The sequence below is a fragment of the Aquibacillus albus genome (genome assembly GCF_016908325.1).
In the GTDB taxonomy this organism is placed as follows: domain Bacteria; phylum Bacillota; class Bacilli; order Bacillales; family Amphibacillaceae; genus Aquibacillus_A; species Aquibacillus_A albus.
In genome coordinates this window covers 18,701-42,392 of sequence record NZ_JAFBDR010000033.1, presented here as the reverse complement: position 1 = coordinate 42,392, position 23,692 = coordinate 18,701, and the positions used below count along the sequence as shown (strand labels likewise).

General features: G+C 35.7%; 20 protein-coding genes. All 20 read left to right on the top strand.

All coding sequences use genetic code 11. From position 1 onward, the window contains the following. Window positions 1-500 precede the first annotated feature (500 nt). The 20 genes from JOC48_RS19605 to JOC48_RS19510 all read left to right on the top strand — a co-directional run bounded on the left by JOC48_RS19605 (window position 501) and on the right by JOC48_RS19510 (window position 23,417). On the top strand, window positions 501-1,031 hold the full coding sequence (locus tag JOC48_RS19605) for a VanZ family protein (protein WP_204502106.1): 531 nt from the start codon (window positions 501-503) through the stop codon (window positions 1,029-1,031). A 549-nt stretch (window positions 1,032-1,580) separates the two neighbouring features. Beyond that, on the top strand, window positions 1,581-3,194 hold the full coding sequence (locus tag JOC48_RS19600) for a glutathione ABC transporter substrate-binding protein (RefSeq protein ID WP_239584492.1): 1,614 nt from the start codon (window positions 1,581-1,583) through the stop codon (window positions 3,192-3,194). A gap of 82 nt (window positions 3,195-3,276) precedes the next feature. After that, on the top strand, window positions 3,277-4,203 hold the full coding sequence (gene nikB, locus JOC48_RS19595; RefSeq protein WP_204502105.1) for a nickel ABC transporter permease: 927 nt from the start codon (window positions 3,277-3,279) through the stop codon (window positions 4,201-4,203). Window positions 4,204-4,216: 13 nt separating this feature from the next. Beyond that, on the top strand, window positions 4,217-5,107 hold the full coding sequence (locus JOC48_RS19590; protein ID WP_204502104.1) for an ABC transporter permease: 891 nt from the start codon (window positions 4,217-4,219) through the stop codon (window positions 5,105-5,107). A gap of 24 nt (window positions 5,108-5,131) precedes the next feature. Further along, window positions 5,132-6,139, top strand: coding sequence for an ABC transporter ATP-binding protein (locus tag JOC48_RS19585; RefSeq protein WP_204502103.1), 1,008 nt, complete (start codon window positions 5,132-5,134; stop codon window positions 6,137-6,139). Further along, on the top strand, window positions 6,126-7,130 hold the full coding sequence (locus JOC48_RS19580) for an ABC transporter ATP-binding protein (protein WP_204502102.1): 1,005 nt from the start codon (window positions 6,126-6,128) through the stop codon (window positions 7,128-7,130). Before JOC48_RS19585 ends, JOC48_RS19580 begins: the two co-directional genes overlap by 14 nt. A 30-nt stretch (window positions 7,131-7,160) precedes the next feature. Further along, on the top strand, window positions 7,161-8,039 hold the full coding sequence (locus JOC48_RS19575; protein WP_204502101.1) for a sugar phosphate isomerase/epimerase family protein: 879 nt from the start codon (window positions 7,161-7,163) through the stop codon (window positions 8,037-8,039). Window positions 8,040-8,065: 26 nt separating this feature from the next. Then, a complete protein-coding gene (locus tag JOC48_RS19570) occupies window positions 8,066-9,154 on the top strand; it encodes a Gfo/Idh/MocA family protein (protein WP_204502100.1) in 1,089 nt (362 codons plus the stop codon). Continuing rightward, on the top strand, window positions 9,129-10,016 hold the full coding sequence (locus JOC48_RS19565) for a sugar phosphate isomerase/epimerase family protein (protein ID WP_204502099.1): 888 nt from the start codon (window positions 9,129-9,131) through the stop codon (window positions 10,014-10,016). The genes JOC48_RS19570 and JOC48_RS19565 overlap by 26 nt, the downstream gene beginning before the upstream one ends. A 103-nt stretch (window positions 10,017-10,119) precedes the next feature. Then, window positions 10,120-11,274 (top strand): ROK family transcriptional regulator, encoded by a 1,155-nt coding sequence (locus JOC48_RS19560; RefSeq protein WP_204502098.1) that lies wholly within the window; start codon window positions 10,120-10,122, stop codon window positions 11,272-11,274. A 339-nt stretch (window positions 11,275-11,613) separates the two neighbouring features. Next, window positions 11,614-13,203, top strand: coding sequence for a PucR family transcriptional regulator (locus tag JOC48_RS19555; protein WP_204502097.1), 1,590 nt, complete (start codon window positions 11,614-11,616; stop codon window positions 13,201-13,203). Window positions 13,204-13,331: 128 nt separating this feature from the next. Continuing rightward, window positions 13,332-14,450, top strand: a complete 1,119-nt coding sequence (locus JOC48_RS19550; protein WP_204502096.1) for a DUF917 domain-containing protein — start codon at window positions 13,332-13,334, stop codon at window positions 14,448-14,450. Next, window positions 14,447-16,048: a hydantoinase/oxoprolinase family protein gene (locus tag JOC48_RS19545; RefSeq protein ID WP_204502095.1), complete on the top strand. Its 1,602-nt coding sequence runs from the start codon at window positions 14,447-14,449 to the stop codon at window positions 16,046-16,048. The genes JOC48_RS19550 and JOC48_RS19545 overlap by 4 nt, the downstream gene beginning before the upstream one ends. Before the next feature lie 31 nt (window positions 16,049-16,079). Continuing rightward, window positions 16,080-16,796, top strand: a complete 717-nt coding sequence (locus tag JOC48_RS19540) for an aspartate/glutamate racemase family protein (protein WP_204502094.1) — start codon at window positions 16,080-16,082, stop codon at window positions 16,794-16,796. 40 nt (window positions 16,797-16,836) lie between these two features. Then, window positions 16,837-18,153 carry a cytosine permease gene (locus JOC48_RS19535; protein ID WP_204502093.1) on the top strand — a complete coding sequence of 439 codons (1,317 nt, stop codon included), beginning with the start codon at window positions 16,837-16,839 and terminating at the stop codon, window positions 18,151-18,153. Window positions 18,154-18,177: 24 nt separating this feature from the next. Continuing rightward, window positions 18,178-18,984 (top strand): nitrilase-related carbon-nitrogen hydrolase, encoded by an 807-nt coding sequence (locus JOC48_RS19530; RefSeq protein WP_204502092.1) that lies wholly within the window; start codon window positions 18,178-18,180, stop codon window positions 18,982-18,984. 127 nt (window positions 18,985-19,111) lie between these two features. Continuing rightward, a complete protein-coding gene (locus JOC48_RS19525; protein WP_204502091.1) occupies window positions 19,112-20,056 on the top strand; it encodes a DUF1177 domain-containing protein in 945 nt (314 codons plus the stop codon). Further along, window positions 20,056-20,709: an AroM family protein gene (locus JOC48_RS19520; RefSeq protein WP_204502090.1), complete on the top strand. Its 654-nt coding sequence runs from the start codon at window positions 20,056-20,058 to the stop codon at window positions 20,707-20,709. The genes JOC48_RS19525 and JOC48_RS19520 overlap by 1 nt, the downstream gene beginning before the upstream one ends. A gap of 34 nt (window positions 20,710-20,743) precedes the next feature. Next, window positions 20,744-21,844 (top strand): DUF917 domain-containing protein, encoded by a 1,101-nt coding sequence (locus JOC48_RS19515; protein ID WP_204502089.1) that lies wholly within the window; start codon window positions 20,744-20,746, stop codon window positions 21,842-21,844. Continuing rightward, a complete protein-coding gene (locus tag JOC48_RS19510) occupies window positions 21,837-23,417 on the top strand; it encodes a hydantoinase/oxoprolinase family protein (protein ID WP_204502088.1) in 1,581 nt (526 codons plus the stop codon). The genes JOC48_RS19515 and JOC48_RS19510 overlap by 8 nt, the downstream gene beginning before the upstream one ends. Window positions 23,418-23,692: the final 275 nt, after the last annotated feature.

Sequence of the window (23,692 nt, the reverse complement as noted above, 5' to 3'; positions counted from 1 at the left end):
AATGTAAACTCAAAATAAGTTAGTTTAAATATCTTATATTGCTTTTTATCGTTGAAAACCTTGTAACACTTTTACACAAAAATATGGACTTGACTGGATCGGTGCGCATAAACCGAGTGGGGATGAGAATAAATCCAGTGAATCTGCGCATAAACCGGGCGAGAGTGAGAGAAAATCCAGGATCGCTGCACATAAACCGAGTGGGGATGAGAATAAATCCAGTGAATCTGCGCATAAACCGGGCGAGAGTGAGAGAAAAAGCCGGAAAGTTGCGCATAACCGGGGCGAGAGTGAGAGAAAAAGCTGGATCGCTGCACATAAAACGAGAGAAGTTGAGAGTAAATCCGGGAAAGTTGCGCATAAGCGAGCCGAGAGTGAGAATAAATCCGAATAACCTGCGCATAACCGAAGCAAAAGAGAATATAAATCAAATAAAAACGCGGGGGGTGCAATAGGCGCCGTCCGTATTTTTTTCTATTAAATAAAAGGGGCTAATCCGTATGAGAGAGAAGGGTGTTGGTTTTAATATAGAGATGTTTAGGCCAAGAAGAAAATATTTTTATATTTGGTTAGGGGCTACTGTTTTATTTTTTTTCATTATCTTTATCATTTCTGATATGCCTTATGAGAAGCAGGACATTAAGCCGACTTTAGAGAAAATGGTCGACTTAGATGGGAAGCAGCTTCCTAGGATCTCGTTTCGATATGACAATCAATTTGTTTCTTCAAGTAATCCTTATGCGTTTATCGAGTTCGTGTTGAGGAAGTTAGGGCATATTATCGGTTACTTTTTCCTAACGATTCTTCTCTTACTCGCGATTAAATTCACATCCTTACGCCCAGTTTCTAGATATTTTCTAGGTGGTTCTCTTGCTATATGTCTAGCTATTGTTGATGAATGGCATCAGACCTTTGTCCCAGGGCGAACGGGACATTTGATTGATGTCTTTGTTGTTGATGCAATGGGGGTTGTTATTGGGATGTTGGTAGTGCTGGTTGCTGAGAGGCTTTGGAGAAGGCGACAAGATTAAGGGGAATTTGCTATAAATTGGACCGTTCTTCCAAGAACTTTAGATGAAGTTTTTTGAATCATTAATGCTTCTTAAAGGCTTTATAAGGAATTTTAATCAACTGACTTATGTTACTAAAATTTGTTAGTTCTTGGAGGAAATCGGATTGTTTTAGAAGCATTTAACGAGAATTTATATAATCGATAAGACGCCTAAACAAATAATAATTAAGTTTTCTCTGGATTTAGGTATGATTGTTGTAATTAATTATTTTCTTATCCTTAAATAAAAAGAACAAGTGTCCCTTCTATAAAATTAGCAATTTTTCGAAAAGTATGAAAAGTTTTCTGACAAGGTGATTGCTTGTATATATTAGAGTGTTTATTATAAAAACATAATTAATTTCACCACTGAAGAAATTAATGGTTTATGCATCATGAAAAAACAGATTCACGGCGTTTTTTTCACCAATTAATAACATGGTGTTATTAATTGTGTTAATACTAGTATTTAATATCTTTTAACTTAAGATATAAATAAATTTTATAAAAAGATTAAGGGGGAATTTTCTTGAGAATTGGAAATGTTTTTAGATTTTTAATGGTTTTGTTTTTTGCATTGATTATTGTAGGTTGTTCAAGTGACACGGAAGTAGCAGATGGTCAAACTGACGATCAAGGAGATACAACAGAAGAAACTACTGAAGAGGAAGGTTCTAATGAGGAAGAGGAAGTAAAAGAAGAAATGGTAATTGCTGTAAATGAAAATTTTATTACTATGGATCCGCATAATACAGGAGATAGAAACTCAAACGCAGTTCAATCAGCAATGTTAGAAGGCTTATTAACCGAAGAGGATGGAAAGGTTGTACCGTTATTAGCTGAAAGTTTTGAAGTTAATGACGATGCTACGGAATTTACATTTAAACTCCGTGAAGATGTTACGTTCCACGATGGTGCTCCATTTAATGCAGAAGCAGTAAAAATAAATTTTGATAGAATACGTAATCCAGATAATTCACTTCGATTATACAGTAGAGGGTTTAGCGGAATCGTTGAGATAGAAGTAATAGATGAATTTAATATTAAAGTAATATTAGAAAGTCCAAATAGTAGTATGTTAACTAAATTTGTTTCAGCAAGTATGATAAGCCCACAAGTTATAGAAGATGGTGATGTCACAAAAAATCCGGTTGGAACTGGACCTTATAAGTTTACGGAATGGGTACAGGGTGATCACTTAACAATCGAACTTTTTGAGGATTATTGGAATGAGGATTCTGCAACAGTAAAAAAGATTACGTATATGCCTGTACCAGAAAATGGTTCTAGAGTGGCGATGTTAAAGACAGGAGAAGCTGACTTTATTTTTCCAGTACCAACTCAAAACATAGAAGAATTGGAAAATGATGAAAGTATTGTTGTTGAAAATAGTCAGTCAACGATTGCAAATTACATTTCATTAAATACAATGAAAGAACCTTTTGACGATGTTCGAGTTCGGCAGGCGTTAAACTACGCTATTGATATAGATGCTTTTATTAATGTGGTTATGGGTGGGCTTGCTTCTCCTTTGGATTCGAACATTCCAAATACTATTAGAAATTATCAACAACAGGACCTATATTCTTATGATCCTGAAAAGGCAAAAGAGTTACTAAACGAAGCTGGTTATGAAGATGGATTTTCAGCTGAAATATGGGGCAATACGAATTCGAATACAGTCACAGGTATGCAATTTATACAACAGCAATTATCTGAAGTAGGAGTAGACTTAGAAGTAATGTCCATGGAAGAAGGAACACTATCGGAAAGAATTTACGGCGGGCATTCTCCAGAAGAAGCTGAGGTTCAGATGTGGTATGTAAGCTGGTCTTCATTCCAATCTGATACGGATAATGCAATTAGACCAATCTTAGGAGGTATGAGCTTTCCACCATCAGGCGGTAATTCAGCCTATTATGCTAATGATGAAGTAGATGATTGGTTAGTTCAAGCTTATGAAACAACAGATGAAGCTATTCAAGAAGAGTTATATTCTAATGTGCAATCAAAAGTATACGAAGAGGCTCCATGGATTTTCCTTGCATCTGATCAGAACATTTATGGGAAACGTGAAAATGTTGAAGGTGTGTACGTGACCGCTAATGGGCGTATAAATGTTACAAAGGCTCAATTTAAATAATGTTATGTAGGGTAAATAAAGAATAGTGGCACAGGGTGCATATTGCACCCTAAACCTTCCTTGTAAGAAAGGAGTTCAAAAAGTGCTTCAATACATTTTTAGAAGAATCTTAGAAATGATACCAATTCTATTTATAGTTTCTATTTTAATTTTTTATTTTATACATCTTATTCCTGGTGACCCTGCTAGACTGGTTGCTGGGCAAGATGCAACATTAGAAGAAGTGAATAGAATTAGAGAAAATTTAGGATTAAATGATCCTATTTGGCAACAGTACCTTTCCTATATGCAAGGAATTATTCAAGGTGATTTAGGTGTGTCGTTAAAGACAGGATTACCTGTAACTGAAATGTTTGCAAATCGATTTATGAATTCTATTTATCTAACCTTTGCTAGTATTATTTGGGCTCTAATATTTGGTATTTTAATTGGTACGATTTCTGCAGTTTTTAAAAATAAAATGCCTGATTATCTGGGAATGGTGACCGCAGTTTCTGGGATATCTGTACCTAATTTCTGGTTAGGCTTAATATTAATACAAATATTCTCTGTACAACTTGGTTGGTTACCAACTGGAGGAGCGGAAGACTGGAAAAGTTATGTGTTACCTGCTGTTTCATTAGGTGCTGGAATAATGGCAATGATTGCAAGGTTTACAAGATCATCCCTACTAGAAACCTTAGGTGCTGATTTTATCCGAACGGGACGTGCAAAAGGTCTAAAGGAATTTATCTTAATTTCGAAACATGCGCTAAGAAACTCGATGATACCTGTTGTAACTATAACAGGATTACAATTTGGTTTTTTACTAGGGGGATCCGTAGTAGTTGAGACAGTATTTAGTTTTCCGGGTATGGGGCGACTACTTATTGATTCTATTGCATTTAGAGATTATCCAGTGATTCAAGCAGAATTATTACTATTTTCGGTAGAATTTATACTTGTTAATTTGCTAGTAGATATTTTGTATAGTTATTTGAATCCTAAAATACGCACTTCTACAGCGTAAGAGGGGGTTGAACATGGAAGTAGTTAAGGAAACTGAACAGAATGAAATAACTGTTAATAGAAAGAATAGTTATTCACCTATGAAAGAGTTGTGGGAAAAATGGAAAAGGCAAAAAACAGCATTATGGGCTAGTTTTTTTATTATTTTATTAATACTAACTGCATTGTTAGGTCCTTATATAACACCTTATGATCCCTATAAAGCAGATTACAATGCTACATTACAAACTCCTTCTCTCATACATTGGGCTGGAACAGATGAATTCGGTAGAGATATTTTCAGTCGAATAATTGTAGGAACTAGAATTTCGTTAACCGTTAGTTTTATTTCTGTTGGAATAGGTGCATTATTTGGAACTCTTTTAGGCTTAATTAGTGGTTTTTTTGGAGGAAGGTTAGATCGATTTGTCATGAGGTGTTGTGACATTATGTTTGCATTTCCTGATTTAATTTTAGCAATAGCCATTGTAGCAATATTAGGTCCTGGATTATCTAATGTTGTTATTGCTATATCCATATTTAGCATTCCATCATTTGCACGTTTAATACGAGGTGCAACCTTAGAAGTAAAAGAATTAGTATTTGTTGAGGCTGCCAGATCTATGGGAGCTAGTAACGGAAGAATAATTAGAAAGCATATTTTTCCTGATACTATAAGTAGTTTAATAGTATTTTTCACAATGAGAATAGGTACAGCTATTTTAGCTGTTGCGAGTTTAAGTTTTTTAGGGCTGGGTGCAAGTCCGGATACTCCTGATTGGGGAGTAATGCTAAGTATGGGTAGGGATTATTTAGGAACCTCTTCTCATGTAGTGATTATGCCTGGTATTGCTATATTCTTAACCGTTCTGGCATTTAATGTAGTTGGAGATGGTTTAAGAGATGTGTTAGACCCTAAAGTCTAGTGTTGATAAAGGGGGAATATTCTTATGAAAAATACTATATTACAAGTTGAACGACTTCAGACAGAATTTACGAATGATAAAAAGAAAGTGAAAGTTCTTCATGGAGTAAATTTTCATATTAAAAAGGGTGAAGTGCTAGGTCTGGTAGGTGAATCAGGTTGTGGTAAAAGCTTAACATCACTATCTATTATGAGACTTTTTAAGGGAACCACAGCACGAATATCAGATGGCGAAATATTATTTCAAAAAAACAAAGAAGAAGAAATTGACCTAACTAATATTCCAGAGGAAGAAATGAGAATGCTCAGGGGAAAACAGATTGCGATGATATTCCAGGAACCAATGACTTCTCTTAATCCTGTAATGAAAATAGGAGAACAATTAACAGAGCCTATATGCTTACATCTAGGTTACGGAAAGAAAAAAGCAAGGACCCATGCAATAAATATGTTAGAAAATGTGGGTATTCCTCGTGCAGATGAAGTTATTAATGAATATCCTCATCAACTATCTGGCGGAATGAGACAGCGGGTTATGATTGCGATGGCAATGTCATGTAATCCACAGCTTTTAATTGCAGATGAACCGACAACTGCTTTAGATGTAACCATTCAAGCACAAATATTAGACCTAATGAGGCAGTTGCAACAGGATCAAAATATGTCAATGTTATTAATTACTCATGATTTGGGTGTAGTAGCTGAGATGTGTGATCGAGTAGTAGTAATGTACGCAGGAAAGGTAATAGAAGAAGCATCAGTACTGGATTTATTTGAAAGTCCTAAACATCCATATACGAAAGGTTTAATTGCTTCTGTACCTAAAATAGGGAACTTAAAGGAAAAACTTTCTTCCATTAAAGGTCGTGTTCCTACCCCTGAAAATATGCCTGAGGGTTGTAAGTTTGCACCGAGATGTGAGGAAGCTATGCCGATTTGTTTTCAAAAAGAACCAGCAACAAAAGCATTTAAGGGTAACCGACATTGTAGTTGTTGGTTATACGATGATGAAATGAGGGATGTTAGTGTCTAATCCGATATTGGAGGTGAAGGGCTTAAGAAAATCATTTCAAATTTCAAATGGAATGTTTAGGAAACAAAAGTTTTTAAATGCAGTTAATGGTATTTCCTTTTCGGTATCTGAAGGGAAGACATTTAGTATTGTTGGTGAGAGTGGCTGCGGAAAATCTACTACTGGTAGATTAATTTCGAGACTCATCACTCCTACTGAAGGAGAAGTTTGGATTAACGGAGAAGAAATTTCCAGAAAAAAAGAATCAGAGTTAGCTAATGTACGCAAAGAAGTTCAAATGGTATTTCAAGATCCGTATGCTTCGTTAAATCCGCGTATGAAAGTGCGAGATATCATTGCAGAACCTTTAGAGATTCATACGAAGTTAACAAAAAAGGAACAGAATAGTCTTATTTCAGAAATGATGGAAATTGTAGGATTAAGTGATTACCAAGCCGGACTTTATGCGCATGAATTTAGTGGTGGACAAAGACAACGCATAGGTATTGCTCGCGCGCTTATTATGAAACCTAAGTTGATTGTTGCTGACGAACCTGTATCAGCACTGGATGTTTCTGTTCAATCCCAAATCCTAAATTTACTAAAAGAATTGCAAAAGGAATTAAAATTGACTTACTTATTTATTTCTCATGATTTAAGCGTTGTTGAACATATCAGTGATTCTATCGGTGTTATGTATTTAGGGGAAATTGTAGAATCTGGTTCAAGGGAAATGATTTTTTCAGAACCACAACATCCATATACCAAGGCATTATTATCTTCAGTACCTATACCAGATCCTAAGTTAAAAAGGGACAGAATAATCCTAAAAGGTGACTTACCGAGTCCAGTTAACCCTCCAACAGGCTGTAAGTTTCACACGAGGTGCCCAGAGGCTATGGATATTTGTAAGACAGTAGAGCCTAGCTTAGTTTATAACAAAAAAATGGAACGAATGGTAAGTTGTCACCTTCAACAAGAAACAACTGACTCAAATTATATTCAAATATAAATAAAAACTAATTTGTTGGGAGAGTGCATTATGAAAATAGGATTAAGTTCATATAGTTTATTAGCTGATATTCAAGCAGGAAAATTAACCATTTTAGATGTTATTCAGTGGGTTGCTGATAATGGTGGAGAGCACCTGGAATTAGTTCCTTATGGATATTCTGTTGTAGATAACCTAGAGTTAGCAGACCAAATAAAAGAAAAGGCTGAAACTCTAAGTATAGAATTGTCGGGATATTCCTTTCCTGCTGATTTTTGTAAGGAGTCTGAGGACGATTTTGAAGAAGAAGTTGACCGTATTAAGCAGCATGTCGATATAGCAAACCGTCTTGGAATAAAGAGTATTCGCCATGATGTAACAGCGTTTAACCTTGAACCAGAAGATATGACCATTCAGTATTATGAAAAGTACTTTTCAAAAATGGTAAATGGTAGTCAATTAATCGCAGATTATGCGAAACAATTTGGTATTACCACAACAATTGAAAATCATGGATTTAATGTTCAACCAAGTGATCGTGTTCAAATGATTCTTGATGCGGTTAATCGAGAAAATTTTAAAACAACTTTAGATATAGGGAATTTTTTATGTGCTGACGAGGATCCGCTTGTAGGAGTGAAAAAGAATTTAAAGTATGCAAATAGAGTTCATTTTAAAGATTTCTATATTAGACCATATTATGAAAACCCTGGAGATGGAAAATGGTTTATTACTGTAAACCGAAATTATTTACGTGGAGCTATTATAGGTCATGGTGATATTAATATTCGTGAAGTGATTAAGTTAATAAAAAGTTCGGGTTATGACGGCTACCTAACGGTTGAATTTGAAGGAATGGAGGATTGTCAACTCGGATCTAGGTTAGGAATGAGTAATTTGAAGAGGTTATGGGAAGAGGCGATTGTTTAAAATTACTTTTGGGAAGGTGATGAAGATTGTCTAATTTTAATGTATGTGTAATAGGAACTGGTTCTATTTCTGACATGCACTTTAAATCTTATCAAAATAATCAACATACAACTCTTTATGGAGTATATGATTTTGAAGCAGATCGAGCTATGGAAAAAGCTAATAAATATTCAATTAAAAAAATATATAAAGACTTGGATGAAGTTTTTGGGGATGAAAATATTGATGCCGTAAGTATATGTACGTGGAATAATACGCATGCGGAATTAACAATTAAAGCTCTCGAAGCTGATAAACATGTTTTAGTTGAAAAACCCTTATCTTTAACAGTTGAAGAGGCTGTTAGGGTTGAAGAAGTAGCTAATAGGACTAATAAAGTTGTTCAAGTTGGGTTTGTAAGAAGATTTGGCACAAATACACAAGTACTTAAAACATTTATTGATGAGGGAAAGTTAGGTCAAATTTATTATGCCAAAGCTTCCTGTCTAAGACGTTTAGGTAATCCGGGAGGGTGGTTTGCAGATAAAGAAAGGTCTGGAGGCGGTCCTCTTATTGACTTAGGGGTTCATATAATTGACATTTGTTGGTACTTAATGGGAAGGCCTAAAGTGAAATCCATTTTAGGTAATACTTATAAACAACTAGGGAATCGTTCCAACATAAATAACCTTAGCTTTTATAAAGCTGCTGATTATGATAAGGATAAGAATACGGTTGAAGACTTAGCAAATGCCCTTATTACATTTGAGAATGGTGCGTCCTTAATGGTAGATGTATCTTTTACGTTGCATGCTAAAGAAGATGAGATGGGAGTAAAGTTGTTTGGTACGAAGGGTGGAGCAGAATTAGAACCAAATCTAGCAATTGTTACTGAGGAATATGATACAATTATCAATCTCCAACCACAGATTGATTATTTATCATTTGACTTTGACAATGCCTTTCAGGGAGAAATTAATTCCTTTGTAGAAAGTTGTCTTTTTGATAAAAAATCAGCAGCGCCTATTGAAGATGGTGTAGAGCTTATGAAAATATTATGTGGTATATACGAATCTGCTGAAAAGGAATGTGAGGTGTTATTCTCCCTTGATGACAAAATCAAAAATATCAAATAAGATTGGAGTTATTGTTGACAGTTTTGGATTACCAATTAAAGAAGGATTAAGTCTTGCTAAGGATATCGGGGCTGATGGCATTCAAATTTATGCAGTAGAAGGGGAAATGGACCCTACAAATTTAACTCCTTCAGCTCGAAAAGAAATGAAAAAAAATATAGAGTCTTTAGATTTGGACATATCTGCGCTATGTGGGGATCTGGGAGGAAATGGTTTCCAAGATAAGGTTAAAAATCCTTTAAAAATCGAAAAATCAAAACGAATTCTTGATTTAGCAGTTGAACTAGGTACTAACATAGTAACTACTCATATTGGTATTGTTCCAGAGGATAAGAATTCTTTTATTTACGAAGAAATGCAGCGAGCATGTGAGGAATTGGGTGTATATGCAAAAAGTTTAGGGGCATATTTCGCTATAGAAACAGGTCCTGAGCCTGCAGGAAGATTAAAAAGCTTTCTAGATACGTTAAGTACAAATGGAGTATCTGTGAATTTTGATCCTGCAAATATGATCATGGTTACAGGGGATGATCCGGTGCTAGGTGTTAGGACTTTAAAGGATTATATTGTACATACACATATTAAAGATGGGATAAAACTAAAACCTGTCGATCCGCGGGATGTGTATGGTATGTTAGGGTACGGAAATGGTACAGATCATAATGAAATTGCTGAAATGGTAGCATCTGGTGAGTATTTTAGAGAACTTCCTCTAGGAGAAGGCTCCTTAGATTTTGACCGATATCTTGAGGCACTAAAGGATATTGGTTATGAAGGATATCTAACAATTGAAAGAGAAGTAAAAACAGATCCAGTAAAGGATATTTCAGAAGCGATTAAATTTATGGATAAATTCAGATAGTTATTGAATTACACCCTGAGTATAATTCGAATTAAATTTTGTCCAAACAGATAGAGGGTTTTTTACTACTTGTAAGTAAATCAGTCTATATAGAGGTAGAAAAATGGAAAAACATGACAATTTTTTTATAAAAAAACAAAATAAAAAATGGGTCTTAGACATTATTAAAAATAAAGGGCCAATATCAAGAGCAGATGTTTCTAAAATAACGAATATGAGTCCTACTTCGATTAGCCGAATAGTTCAAGAGCTTGATTATGAGGGTTTTGTTAAAGAAACAGATTTGATTTCGTCTGGAGTTGGTAGAAAAGCAAATTTATTAAATATTTGCGATGATGCTATTTATACAATTGGTGTAGATTTAACTGAAAAGTCCATCAAAATAGTAATAATTAATTATTTTGATGAGATAATGTATAGTAAAACAATACCTAAAGATAAAGATGAATACTTTATGAAAACATTACAAAATATAAGTGATTTAATTGATAACGCATTAAGATATAAAAATATATCGAAACTAAAAGTAGTCGGAGTAGGGATTTCTTTACCCGGTTTTGTAGATTATGAAAGTGGCTTAGTATCTTTATCAATTCAATTGGGATGGGAAGACGTCCCAGTGGCAAAAATAATGCAAGATTATTTAGGTATTCCAATCTTAGTAGATAATGACCTTAAAATGAAAGCAATGGCTGAATTTTTGAGGGGTTCTGCAACAAACTCTTCTAGTCTTGTATTATTGGGTATTGCATCCGGTATTGGAACTTCGATAATAACTAATGGTGAATTTTATCGAGGTGAGAATAATATAGCTGGTGAAATCAGTCACACGATAGTAGAAATAAATGGTGACCTGTGTAAGTGTGGAAAATTCGGGTGCTTAGCGACTGTTGTAACTGAAGGTGCTATTCTAAGGCAAGCAAATAAAGTAAAGGAAGTTTCTAATATAAAGGAAATAATTGACTACTATTATGATGGTGAAACTTGGGCTATTAATATTATTGAACGTGTAACAACTTATATTGCAACAACTATTTCAAACATTTTCTATCTTTATAATCCCAAAGTGTTAGTTTTAAGTGGATTTATTCTAGAAGACTTTGAGTTGATTCAACAGTTAATAGAAAAAAAATACAAAATGTACTTATCTGAACCATTTAAGTCTCAGGCAAAAATTGTTTACACACAATTGGGTGAAAGTGGTAATTCTTTTGGGGCAGCGGTACAAGCACAGAAAGTACTGTTTAATTTTGATTGAGATATAGTTTGTACTCATGATTAATAATTTGACGATATATCAAAGAAAAATACTAATTATAAAGTTTTTATGTAGGGATGTATTTAACACAACGTAACACATATGGTTGGTTGTTAGATATTAACCCTGCTTTTTTTTGCAAAATATTCTTAATGTATAACGACTTTTTTATATAGAAGACTTTCGAATAACATACTTTCATCTGTTAAATAATCTCACATTAAGAAATATACTAGAATGCTATTATGATAAGATATGATAGAAAACAATATTTTAATTTATATAAAAATTGATTAAAACAGTTCTCTGCAATGCAAGTCACTCTATCGAGGTGAAACAATGGGAATAACGGTGAAAGAGGCATTAAATATAGGAGCGTTAAAAAAAGGAGAGTTATTGGCTGGACATGGTGGCTTAGACAATTTGATAAATCATGTCAGTGTAATCGAGGTTCCGGATGCACATCAATGGTTTAGAGGAAATGAACTATTTTTGACTGCATTTTACACAATTAGGGACGATGTGAAGGTTCAAATTGAATTGCTCGAAAATCTTAAACAAAAAGGGTCTGCAGCATTAGGCATTTGTTATCCGGGTTTATACTATAATCAACTATCTGAAGACACGAAAAGTAAAGCAAATGAACTTAATATACCTATCATCGAAGTACCAACTGATGTAGCATATATTGATATCATTTCTCCTATTTTAAAAGAAATCGAAAGAGAACAATTTCAAGATATTCATCACGCTGTTCACGTACAAAATCAAGTGCATGAATGGATTGTACAAGGAGCAGATCTTCAAAAAATCACATTAAATATATCAAAATTGATAAATGAGCCAATTTTGATTATGGATCAACAGTTTCATGTATTAACGTCTAGTTATACATCAATGCAACCTTTTAGATTGGAGCAATTAGAAAGTTTTATAGGAAAAAATATGAACGAGATTCACCAGAAGAATAATACTTGCTTCTCTTGGGTAGAAAAAAAGCAAAATATTCATTTGTATCCTATTAAAATAAAAAGAAAATTTTATGGTTATATTGTTATTCCTAAGTGGAAGGATGAACACATCAAGATTACCCCGTTAGTTTTTGATAATCTATCAACAGGTTTGGCCTTGTACTTTTCTCAAAAGTTATTTATTAAAGATGCTGAAAACAAGATTAAGAAAAATCTACTTGATGAATGGTTAACGAGTGAAGAAGTAAATCGGGATGTTTTTTTAGATCGTTCCAAAAAATTGGAGTGGGATATATTTGAAAAGGCAGGTATTGGTCTACTCTCCTATTCAGGGGAGCACTATTATTTAGAGGATATCCTTGGCTTAATAAAACGATTTTTTATAAGCAAAGGGAATTATACGATTTCATTTACTTATGGAGAAAAGATCATTCTTTTTCTTCAAAATCAATCCAATTTTCAAGACTATTATCGAGGTTTATTCGAAGCTCTTTGTAGGTTTTTAACGGAAGAGGGGGTTGAGAATATTCACGTTTGCTTAAGCCCATCCACTAAACAACTGATAAGAGATGGGAGACATTTTTTTGAAGAGGTTAATGATACGTTAAATGTTCAAAAGAAATTAAATATGTTACCAAGCATTCTTTTTTCCAATGAAGTACCTATTTTCTCTGCTACTTTTATGACTCAGGACAAACGATTATTAAGAAAAATGGAGGAACTTTTACAACCGCTTGTTCAATATGACAATAAAAATAATTCAGATTTATTAGAAACACTTGGTTATTTATTGTTCTCAAAGGATTCAAATGAACTTCCAGAAAAATTAAATGTTCATCGAAATACATTGAATTATCGAAAGAACCGTATTAGGGACCTTTTAACGAATGACCCATTTATAAGTCCTTACCGTATGTCCTATGAACTTGCTATATTAATAAGAAAGATGACCTTGTAGTTTGTTCAGTTGAACAATCACAGGGTTATTTTTTTGTATTTTAGAATATTTAGAATTATCAGACAAAATGATAAGATTACATTAATTATTCGAAATCAACTTACAGATGTTGCTAGGAGGTTTGTTTAATGACGATGTGGATTGGTGAACAAGAGATAGAAGATTTAGCTATTGGAGCTGCACTATTAGGAACCGGAGGAGGCGGTGATCCTTACTTAGGTAAATTAATGGTACAAAAAGCAATTCGAAAAAATGGACCTATAAAAATGATAGATCCAACCGAAGTTCCAGATGATGAGTTGGTTATACCAACTGCAATGATGGGAGCACCAACTATTATGGTTGAAAAAATCCCTAATGGTGATGAGTCGTTAAAATCCCTCCAGCTTGTTGAAGAACAGTTAGGAAAAAAGGCGTATGCAACGATGCCAATTGAATGTGGTGGACTTAATTCAACGATTCCATTTGTTGTTGCATCTGAACTAGGGATTCCAGTTGTAGACGGAGATGGTATGGGACGAGCATTCCCAGAATTAAATATGGAAACATTTAATATCTACGGTGTAAATGGAACCCCGATGGGATTGTACAATGAGCGAGGCGATAAATGCTTATTGACTACATTAGATAATAAAATGCTAGAGCATATTTCTAGAGGTATTGCTATTCGAATGGGGGGTGCATGTCATATTGCGTTGTATGGTATGTCAGGTACTGATGTTAGAAGAACAGCGATTCCTAATACAATAAGTCTTTGCATTAAGTTAGGACGGGCAATTAGACAAGCCGGAGAAGGTAAACAGGATGTAATTAAGGCGATAGAACATATTACTGAAAATTCTATCTATGGTAAATCCGTCGTTTTATTTCAAGGAAAAGTAGTTGATGTTGAACGAAGATCCACAGATGGATTTGTAAGAGGTAAAGCGATTGTAGAAGGATTTGATAATTTTGAAGGGGAAGAGTTAGTTGTTGAGTTCCAGAACGAAAACCTTGTGGCAAAGGTTGATGATCATACGATAGCCATTGTTCCGGATTTGATTTCATTCCTAGATTTGGAAACAGGAAGTCCGATTACAACGGAAGGTCTTAGGTATGGATTTAGAGTAACGTGTATTGGAATACCTACTCCAGACATTATGCGTAGTGAAAAAGCTTTACAAGTTTGGGGACCAAGAGACTTTGGCTATGATATGGAATACCAAAAGATAGAAGAAATTTATGACACCAGGAGGGAAAAAGTATGATTTATAAAATTGGAATTGATGTTGGTGGCACCAATACAGACGCTGTTATTTTAGATGAAGATAATAATGTAATCGAGTCTAAAAAAACACCAACTACCCTTGATGTGGAAACTGGTATTTTCAATGCATTAGAAGGAGTACTGTCAAAAACAGATATTAATTTTCACCATATTAAAAGTGTCATGCTCGGGACTACTCATGCAACAAACGCAATAATTGAGCGGAAAAACCTAGCTAAGATTGCTGTCTTACGTATTTGCTTACCAGCTGGTCAGTCAATTGAACCGATGTTTAGTTGGGATGAATCGCTGAAAGAAGCAGTAGGAAACCAATATTACCTGTTACACGGAGGATGTGAATTTGATGGAAGGCCACTTCATCAAAAAGGGTTAATAAAAGAGGAATGTGTGTCTGTATTAAATGAGATCAAAGAAACAGGGATAGAATCTATAGCAATTACTTCTATTTTTTCTCCTGTTTTAGAAGATTATGAGAAAGAATTAGCAGATATGGCTAAAGAAATATTAGGAGAGGATTTTCCAGTCTCCCTATCCTGTGAAATCGGAAACTTAGGGTTATTAGAAAGAGAAAGCTCTGCTGCGTTAAATGCTAGTTTAGTAAAGGTGATAAAAAAAGTTTCGTATGGGTTAGAGAGATCATTAGAGAGATACGGCATCCAAGCAAAGATATTTTTTGCACAAAATGACGGAACGTTAATGTCATTAAATTATGCTCAAAAGTATCCTATTTTAACGATTGGATCAGGTCCAACGAACAGTATAAGAGGAGCAGCTTATTTAAGTGGATTAGAAGATTGTATTGTCTGTGATATTGGCGGTACTTCAACGGATATAGGAATTCTTGTTAAAGGGTTTCCAAGACAATCGTCTTTAGCAGTAGACATTGAAAGCGTGAGAACGAACTTCCGTATGCCGGATATTATATCTATCGGTATTGGGGGTGGAAGTATAGTTCGAGTCAAGGAAGATGGTGAGGTGACTGTTGGCCCTGATAGTGTTGGTTATAACATTATGACTGAAAGTATAGCTTTTGGAGGTGATACTTTGACTGCAACCGACTGTTTACTTGCATCGGGATTAGTCACTATTGATTCTCCTACTTGTGATCCTAATAGACTTCAATCCCTAAATCAAAAAACAGTTAAAAAAGCAATATCTGTCATTACAGAAAAAGTATCGGTTTCAGTTGATAAAATTAAAACTAAAAATGATCCATTACCAGTTGTCTTAGTTGGGGGAGGCTCAATTCTGATTCCTGGTGATATTGAAGGTGCTAGTAAAGTAATTCGACCGAACTATTCTGATTGTGCGAACGCAATTGGAGCTGCAATTGCACAGGTTAGTGGAGAAATTGACAAGATTTATTCCTTTGAAGGTAGGACTAGAGAAGATGTAGTTGCTGAGGCGAAAGAGCAAGTGAAGCAACATACAATTGAAGCAGGAGCTAATTCTGACACTGTAGAAATCATTGATTTTGAGGAAGTTCCGATTGCTTATCTTCCTTCCAATGTTATTCGAATTAAAGCCAAGGCAGCAGGAGAGTTACTGAAGTCTACGTTAGAAGTAACGAATGTTTAAATTAAAATGTCCTTTTTAAGGAGGAAAAAATATGAAGCTTAAAGTAATTGTTCCCATTATCTCCGATATCTTTGACCAAGATGCTGTTACAGAAATAAAGCAATTTGTTCACCCAAGTACAAGCATTGATGTCTGTCATTTAGATTATGGTCCAGAGTCAATTGAATGTGAATACGATGAAGCTTTATGTGTTCCTAATTTTTTAGAAAAGGCACGTGAGGCGGAATTGGAAGGCTACGATGGAATTATTTCTAATTGTTTTGCAGATCCTGGAGTGAAAGCTGCCAGAGAGCTGTTAAACATTCCTGTTGTAGGTCCTGGAGAAGCATCCATGTTAAATGCTGCCTTGTTAGCTCATTCTTTTTCTATTATTAGTGTCCTGCCAAATGTGGTAGCGATGTTAGAAAACAATGCCAAGGAGTTAGGACTTAGCGAAAAATTAGCTTCTATTCGATCTGCAAATCTTCCAGTACTAGAGGTTAGTGATAAGGCGAAACTGAAAGAAAGCTTATTTAGAGAGATGAAACTTGCTATTGAGGAAGACAAAGCACATGCGTTAATACTTGGCTGTACAGGAATGCTAGAAGTAGCCCAAGACCTTCAAGCTGAATTGAAACATCTGGGATATGATCTTCCTGTTATTAGCCCATTAGTTGCAGCGGCAAAAATGCTGGAGAGTTTAATTGCAATGAATGTGAAACAAAGTAAGTTAACGTATATGAATCCACCGATGAAAATACGTGCCTAAGGCTTAAAGAATTAAAAAATTTTAAGATGGGGGAAATCTAATGGAAACCAAAAAGATTGATCGCGCCTTAGAGGATTATGGTGTATCACCTGTTCCACAAGAAAAAACAAAAAATTACTTATCGATGGCATTAATTTGGAGTGGTGTAGGAATTAGTTTAGGTTTACTACTTACTGGAGGAACGCTAGGTGTAGGTCTTACATTTAAGCAGACATTGATAGCGGGATTTGCTGGTGGATTTGTATTAGCTATCATCACAGCTTTAGTTGGAATTATAGGAGCAAAAACTAACTTATCAACAGCGATGATTAGTCGGTTTGCTTTCGGAGAGTTAGCGATTATTGGGATTGCTTTAATTCAAGCATTTGGAAGCTATGGCTGGTTTGGTGTTCAATTAGGACTATTTGGTAATACCGCATCCGTGGCGTGGGAACAGACAACTGGAATTAGTGGTAATGCCATGCTGTTCATTGTTCTAGGTGGAATATGTATGATTGCAACAGCGACATTTGGATATAAAGCATTGGATGTGTTAAGTAAGGGGGCAGTCCCGTTACTGCTAATTTTGATGATAGCTTCTGTGTGGAGAATTCTTCAAAATAATAATGTCAGTGATATTTTTAGCTTACAAGGTAGTGGAGATCCACTAACTCTTGGACAAGGAATATCTATCGTAATTAGTTCGTTTGTAGTTGGAGCTGTAGTTGCCCCTGACGTTTCGCGTTACGCAAAGTCAGAAAAGGATACGATTATTGCAGCATTGATGGCATTCTTTATTGTCACTCCTCTTATTGTATTAGTCGGTACTGTCATGGCACAAGTCACAGGTACATGGGATTTAGTAGATATCATGATTGGTTTAGGATGGGGAACATTTGCTTTACTAGTATTAATGTTTGCTCAATGGACTTCTAATGATAATAACCTATACAGTTCTGCACTTGGTTTTGCTGTTGTTTTTAAAAAGCTAAAGAAATGGCAGCTGACAGTCATTTCTGGTGTGTTAGGGATTATCCTTTCTTTATTTGGAATCTATGATAATTTTATCCCGTTCTTAAGTGTATTAGGTATTTTAATACCACCTATGGGAGGGGTAATTATCGTTGATTATTATTTGTTCAACAAATCAGACTATAGTATTCAAAAGTTGGCTAACATACCGAGAATACGATTAACATCGATTAGTTGTTGGATATTAGGTTCTGTAGTTGCGTTATTAACAACTAATGGAGTATTTTCTTTAACAACTATTTCATCATTAGATGGTATTCTGGTAGCTGGTTTAAGTCAGTTTATTGTTTTGAAAATTGCTCAGAAATCAGACTCGAATGTTTCTAGTGATACGATTGCTTCCTAGAAAGAAAATAAGAAGGTGTATATGTTGAGATCAGCCAAACTATCATTAGTCCAATTTCAAAGTATTTTATATGATTTAGACAAAAATATAGAGAAAGCAATTTCATATATAGACAAAGCCAAAGAGAAACATGCTGATTTAGTCATTTTTCCGGAATTGTTCCTTAGTGGATACAATCCAGATATGGTTTCTCAACAATATTTTGATTATGCCATAAATATAAATGAAAATAGCAGATTGCTTTCTACATTCAAAAATAAGGCGAAGGAAAATTCAATAAATTTGATAGTACCTCTATCTACGTATAAAGCGTTACCTGGGGTTATTTATAATAGTGCAATAGTAATTGATCGTAACGGAGAGGTTATTGGCTGTTATGATAAGACACATCTTTGGGCTGGTGAGAGAAATCACTTTAGGCATGGAGATGATTATCCGGTATTCGACCTAGATATTGGTCGAGTAGGAATTATGATTTGTTATGACGGAGGGTTTCCTGAAGTGTCTAGAAATCTAGCGTTAGCTGGTGCGGAACTTATCTTGTGTCCATCTGCCTTTCCGATACAGGATAAAGATATGTGGGATATCTACTTTAAGGCACGCGCGCTTGAAAATACTTGTTTTACTATCGGAGTAAATCGAGTTGGTGAAGAAGGATCAATTCATTTGTTCGGAAATAATAAAGTAGTGAATCCTAGGGGAGAAGTTTTATTAGATGCTCCAATTGATGCAGAAGATATGCAATTGGTTGAAGTTGATCTAAATTCTATCAAAAAATATAGAAAAGATATCCCATTCTTGCGCGATAGAAAAATAGCCTATTCACTCTAAATAAAAGTGAAATTGAATATTGGATGGGGAGTGCAAAGTAGTGCTTGTCACTCCCACTGGTTTTTCCATAACGGAAAAGCTTTTTTTTACACAAAAAGGATGTGCTTTAAAGGAAGGGAGAACTGAAATGTCACTAAGCTATGCCATGCAAGCAATGGAATTATTAGATGATCCTAATATAAACGGTAAAATCATAATGGAATTATTTAAATATAACCAATATATAGAGACAACTACTAAAACAGTGCTTGGCGAAAGAGGTTCTACCGACTTCGTCAAAACCTTGATTAAAGGGGAAAACGGGAAGTCAGCTGGGGGAAATGCTCAAACATTAGGTATAGTAGGGAGGTTAGGTGGGATTGGAGCTCGTCCTAGTAGAACTGGGCTCGTATCAGATGCTGATGGTGCTGTCTCCGGAATTGCTATAGCACTAAAGTTAGCGAACATGGCAAGCAAAGGAGATCGGTTAGAAGGTGACGTCTATGTTACAACCCATATTTGTCCAGATGCTCCTACTGAACCTCATCATCCTGTAGATTTTATGGGCTCACCTGTTGATCTGTCTGTGATGAACCAATATGAGATCTTTGCTGAAATGGATGCGATCATATCAATAGATACAACAAAGGGAAATCGTATCATAAATCAAAAAGGAATTTCCATATCTCCTACTGTTAAAGAAGGTTATATTCTAAAGGTAAGTGATGATTTATTGCGTATTATGGAAATGTCTACGGGTCAGTTGCCAAGTACCTTTCCGATTACAACTCAAGATATAACGCCATATGGAAATGGATTATATCATATTAACTCTATTTTACAGCCGGCTGTTGCTACCGAGAAGCCTGTTGTTGGTTTAGCTATTGTAGCGCAATCCATTGTTCCTGGCTGTGCAACTGGTGCGAGTCATGAAGTTGATATTGCAGAAGCAGTGCGCTTTACGATAGAAGTTGCTAAGGAATATACGGAAGGTAGTATTTCTTTTTACGATGAAGCTGAGTTTAATCGCCTTGTTGAATTATATGGTGCTATGACTGTGCTTCAATCGTTTGGAAGGGATGTATTAGCCTAATGAGAAAGGTTGGTTTAGTAACCATAGGGCAATCTCCCAGAGTAGACATGACTCCTGAAATGAAGCCATTACTTGGTGAAGATACTTCCTTCATTGAAGCAGGTGCACTGGATGATTTATCAGAAGCGGAAATTGCAAGGTTAGCTCCTCGATTCGGAGAGTTTACCTATGTTTCTAGGTTAAGAAATGGTAGTAGTGTGAAGCTATCGAAGGAAAAACTCCTTCCATATGTTCAAAACAAAATCTTAGATGTAGAAAAAAGTGTGTCGAGTTCTATCGTCGTTTGTACAGGAAGTTTTCCTACAATTATTCATTCAAAGCCCATCCTCTTTCCAGATTTAATTTTATATCATGTTGTTCAATCTGTCATTGGCAATGGGAAGTTAGGTATCATTGTGCCTTTAGAAGAGCAAATCGGACAATTAACGAAAAAATGGGGCGATATCCCTATCGTCGTTTCTGCAGCTTCTCCTTATGAAAAGGTAGATATTGAATCACCATCTAACTATTTGAAAGAGAAGGGTGCAACTTTATTCGTACTGGATTGTATGGGCTATACCGAGGAACATAAGCATAGGGTTAAAAAAACAACTAATTTACCTGCTCTTTTACCGCGGTCCCTTGTAGCGAGGGTTGCAACAGAATTAGCCTAATATTAAAAAATACTTTTTAGTGAGGAGTTTTTTGATGCGATATATTGGTAAACAGGAAATAGAAGATATAGCAGTTGGTGCAGCGCTTTTAGGCACTGGTGGGGGAGGAGATCCCTATATTGGCAAACTAATGGCACTTCAAGCTATTGAGGAATTCGGACCTATAAAACTATTAGATGTAGATGAAGTTCCAGATGACGCTTTAGTTGTTCCATCTGGAATGATGGGGGCGCCGACAGTCATGATTGAAAAGGCTCCTAGTGGTGAAGAAGCTATTGGTGCGTTTAAATCTTTAGAGGAATACTTAGGAAAGGAAGTTTATGCAACGATGCCAATTGAAGCCGGTGGGTTAAATTCCCTTCTCCCGTTTGCGCTTGCTGCCAGGCTCGGTTTGCCTGTTGTAGATGTGGATGGAATGGGTCGAGCATTTCCAGAGCTTCAAATGGTCACTTTTTACTTAGATGGCGTGTCTGCAACTCCTTTAGTTATTGCGGATGAGAAGGGAAATACTTCCTTATTAAAAACAATTAATAACGTGTGGGCAGAGCGTATAGCAAGAACATCAACGATTGAAATGGGTGGCTCTGTTATGATGGCCATTTACCCGATGAACGGGAGAAATTTAAAAGAAAGTGGGATTCACCATATATTAGCCCTTGAAGAGCAAATAGGAAAAGCGATTCGTTTAGCTAAGCAAGAAGGAAAAGCCCCAATTAAGGAAATCCTTCAACTAACAAATGGACATGAACTTTTTAAGGGTAAAGTAATAGATGTGAACCGTAAAACGGAAACTGGTTTTGCGAGGGGAACAGCCACTTTGGAAGGCTTGGATTCAAACTTAGGACAAGAATTGGAATTAAAATTTCAAAATGAACATTTAATAGCTAAAACAAAAGAACGTGTTCTTTGTGTAACTCCGGACTTAATCGCAGTGCTTGATGCTGAAACAGGTTTGCCAGTAACAACGGAAGGATTACGGTATGGGGCTAGGTGTGTTGTTATTGGGATGCCTTGTGATCCTAAGTGGAGAACGGAAAAAGGGATAAAAACGTGTGGGCCAGGGTATTTTGGTTATGACGTAGATTATCGCCCGGTAGAAGAATTAGTACTTGAGGGAGTGAAGACAATTGGCTAACTATCGAATTGGTATTGATGTTGGAGGTACCCATACAGATGCTGTTATTTTAGATGCAAATTATCAGGTGGTTACTGAAACGAAATCACCTACAACAGAGGATGTAAGCACAGGTATCTATCAAGCTATGAGAAAGGTTATCTCCCATGTGAATATTCCATTAGAAGATATTCGTTATGCAATGTTAGGGACAACCCATTGTACAAATGCAATAGTTGAAAGAAAGAGACTCAACTCTGTAGCAGTTATTCGAATTGGAGCTCCTGCCACACTTGCCGTCAAGCCGTTAATCGGTGTTCCAGACGATTTAAAAGATCATCTTGGAAAGTTTGTTTATCTGGTTCGAGGCGGTAATGAGTTTGATGGTCGGGAAATTACTAGTCTTGATGAGGATGAAATTTATAAAATTGCTCATGAAGTCAAAGGATTGGTAGATTCTGTTGCGATAACGTCTGTATTTTCTCCGGTTTCTCCAAAGCATGAGGAAAGAGCTGCTGAAATTATAAAAGAGGTGCTTGGTGAAGAGATAGCAGTATCCTTATCTAGTGAAATCGGAAGTGTCGGTCTACTTGAACGTGAGAATGCAACCATTTTAAATGCAGCTGTTGTCAATGTAGCGAAGGCAACTGCTGATGGTTTTGTAAATGCTTTAAACGAAGAGGGGATTCATGCGAAAGTGTTTTTCGGACAGAATGATGGAACATTAATGTCTATTGACTATGCAGTAAAGTATCCGATTTTTACAGTAGCTTGTGGTCCAACAAATAGTTTGCGTGGAGCTTCTTATTTAACCGGCTATTCTGATGCTTTGGTTATTGATGTTGGCGGTACGACAACGGATATTGGAATCTTAGTGAACTCTTTTCCTAGGGAGTCGTCGTTATCAGTTGAAATTGGTGGTGCTAGAACTAATTTTAGAATGCCAGACTTAGTTTCTATTGGTCTAGGCGGAGGGACTATTGTTAGGATACAGGATAATGGAGAAATTAAGATAGGACCTGATAGTGTGGGCTATCAGTTACCAGAAAAGGGGATGGTTTTTGGCGGAGATACCCTTACAACTACCGACGTAATAGTTGCTTTAGGGAAGGCGGAGATTGGAGATCCAACGTTAGTTAAGGATCTAGATAAAGAACTACTGAAGAAAATTTACGCTCAAATGGTAGAGCAAGTTGAAGTAGCAATAGATAAAATCAAAACAAGCGCTGAACCAATGCCAGTCATATTAGTCGGCGGTGGCAGTATTTTACTACCTGATCAATTGGAAGGAGCTTCAACTGTATTAAGGCCAGAAAACTTCGGGGTTGCCAATGCTATTGGTGCCGCAATAGCACAGGTCAGCGGTCAAATCGAAAAGGTTTTCTCGTTAGATGAAATGGGCCGGGAAAAAACATTGCAGCTAGCAAAGGATATGGCGTTCGAAGAGGCTGTGAAAGCAGGAGCAGATCCGGATCAGCTTAATATTGTTGACATTGAAGACGTCCCACTAGCATATTTGCCAGGAAACGCAACAAGAATTCGTATCAAAGCAGCTGGCAACCTAGCAGAAGTTTTAGATGGTGCAGGAGTTTAAATTACTCCTTCTTTACAACTCAATTTAAACATTGCATTATATAACTATAATTTATATACATTACGTTATGTATTATAACTCATTGTGACTAATTAGCGACACGTTATTTTTATAGGAGTGTCTCGTGGAGCCTTAGATTATCTAAACGACACTCCTATTTATTTTTGAAAAATATAGTGTTATCAGCTCTTTATACCCTTTTCGTAATAGTGAAAAACCGTATATATTCTTGTTGAAAGTACGCGCTTTGAATAACCTTTTCAATTGAATAGTGT

Coding starts and splice junctions, on each gene's coding strand:
- JOC48_RS19590 (WP_204502104.1), top strand. CDS start 4,217: ATGGAAGTAGTTAAGGAAACTGAACAGAATGAAATAACTGTTAATAGA.
- JOC48_RS19515 (WP_204502089.1), top strand. CDS start 20,744: ATGCGATATATTGGTAAACAGGAAATAGAAGATATAGCAGTTGGTGCA.
- JOC48_RS19575 (WP_204502101.1), top strand. CDS start 7,161: ATGAAAATAGGATTAAGTTCATATAGTTTATTAGCTGATATTCAAGCA.
- JOC48_RS19555 (WP_204502097.1), top strand. CDS start 11,614: ATGGGAATAACGGTGAAAGAGGCATTAAATATAGGAGCGTTAAAAAAA.
- JOC48_RS19520 (WP_204502090.1), top strand. CDS start 20,056: ATGAGAAAGGTTGGTTTAGTAACCATAGGGCAATCTCCCAGAGTAGAC.
- JOC48_RS19540 (WP_204502094.1), top strand. CDS start 16,080: ATGAAGCTTAAAGTAATTGTTCCCATTATCTCCGATATCTTTGACCAA.
- JOC48_RS19605 (WP_204502106.1), top strand. CDS start 501: ATGAGAGAGAAGGGTGTTGGTTTTAATATAGAGATGTTTAGGCCAAGA.
- JOC48_RS19525 (WP_204502091.1), top strand. CDS start 19,112: ATGTCACTAAGCTATGCCATGCAAGCAATGGAATTATTAGATGATCCT.
- JOC48_RS19550 (WP_204502096.1), top strand. CDS start 13,332: ATGACGATGTGGATTGGTGAACAAGAGATAGAAGATTTAGCTATTGGA.
- JOC48_RS19565 (WP_204502099.1), top strand. CDS start 9,129: ATGACAAAATCAAAAATATCAAATAAGATTGGAGTTATTGTTGACAGT.
- JOC48_RS19585 (WP_204502103.1), top strand. CDS start 5,132: ATGAAAAATACTATATTACAAGTTGAACGACTTCAGACAGAATTTACG.
- JOC48_RS19545 (WP_204502095.1), top strand. CDS start 14,447: ATGATTTATAAAATTGGAATTGATGTTGGTGGCACCAATACAGACGCT.
- JOC48_RS19560 (WP_204502098.1), top strand. CDS start 10,120: ATGGAAAAACATGACAATTTTTTTATAAAAAAACAAAATAAAAAATGG.
- JOC48_RS19535 (WP_204502093.1), top strand. CDS start 16,837: ATGGAAACCAAAAAGATTGATCGCGCCTTAGAGGATTATGGTGTATCA.
- JOC48_RS19580 (WP_204502102.1), top strand. CDS start 6,126: ATGTTAGTGTCTAATCCGATATTGGAGGTGAAGGGCTTAAGAAAATCA.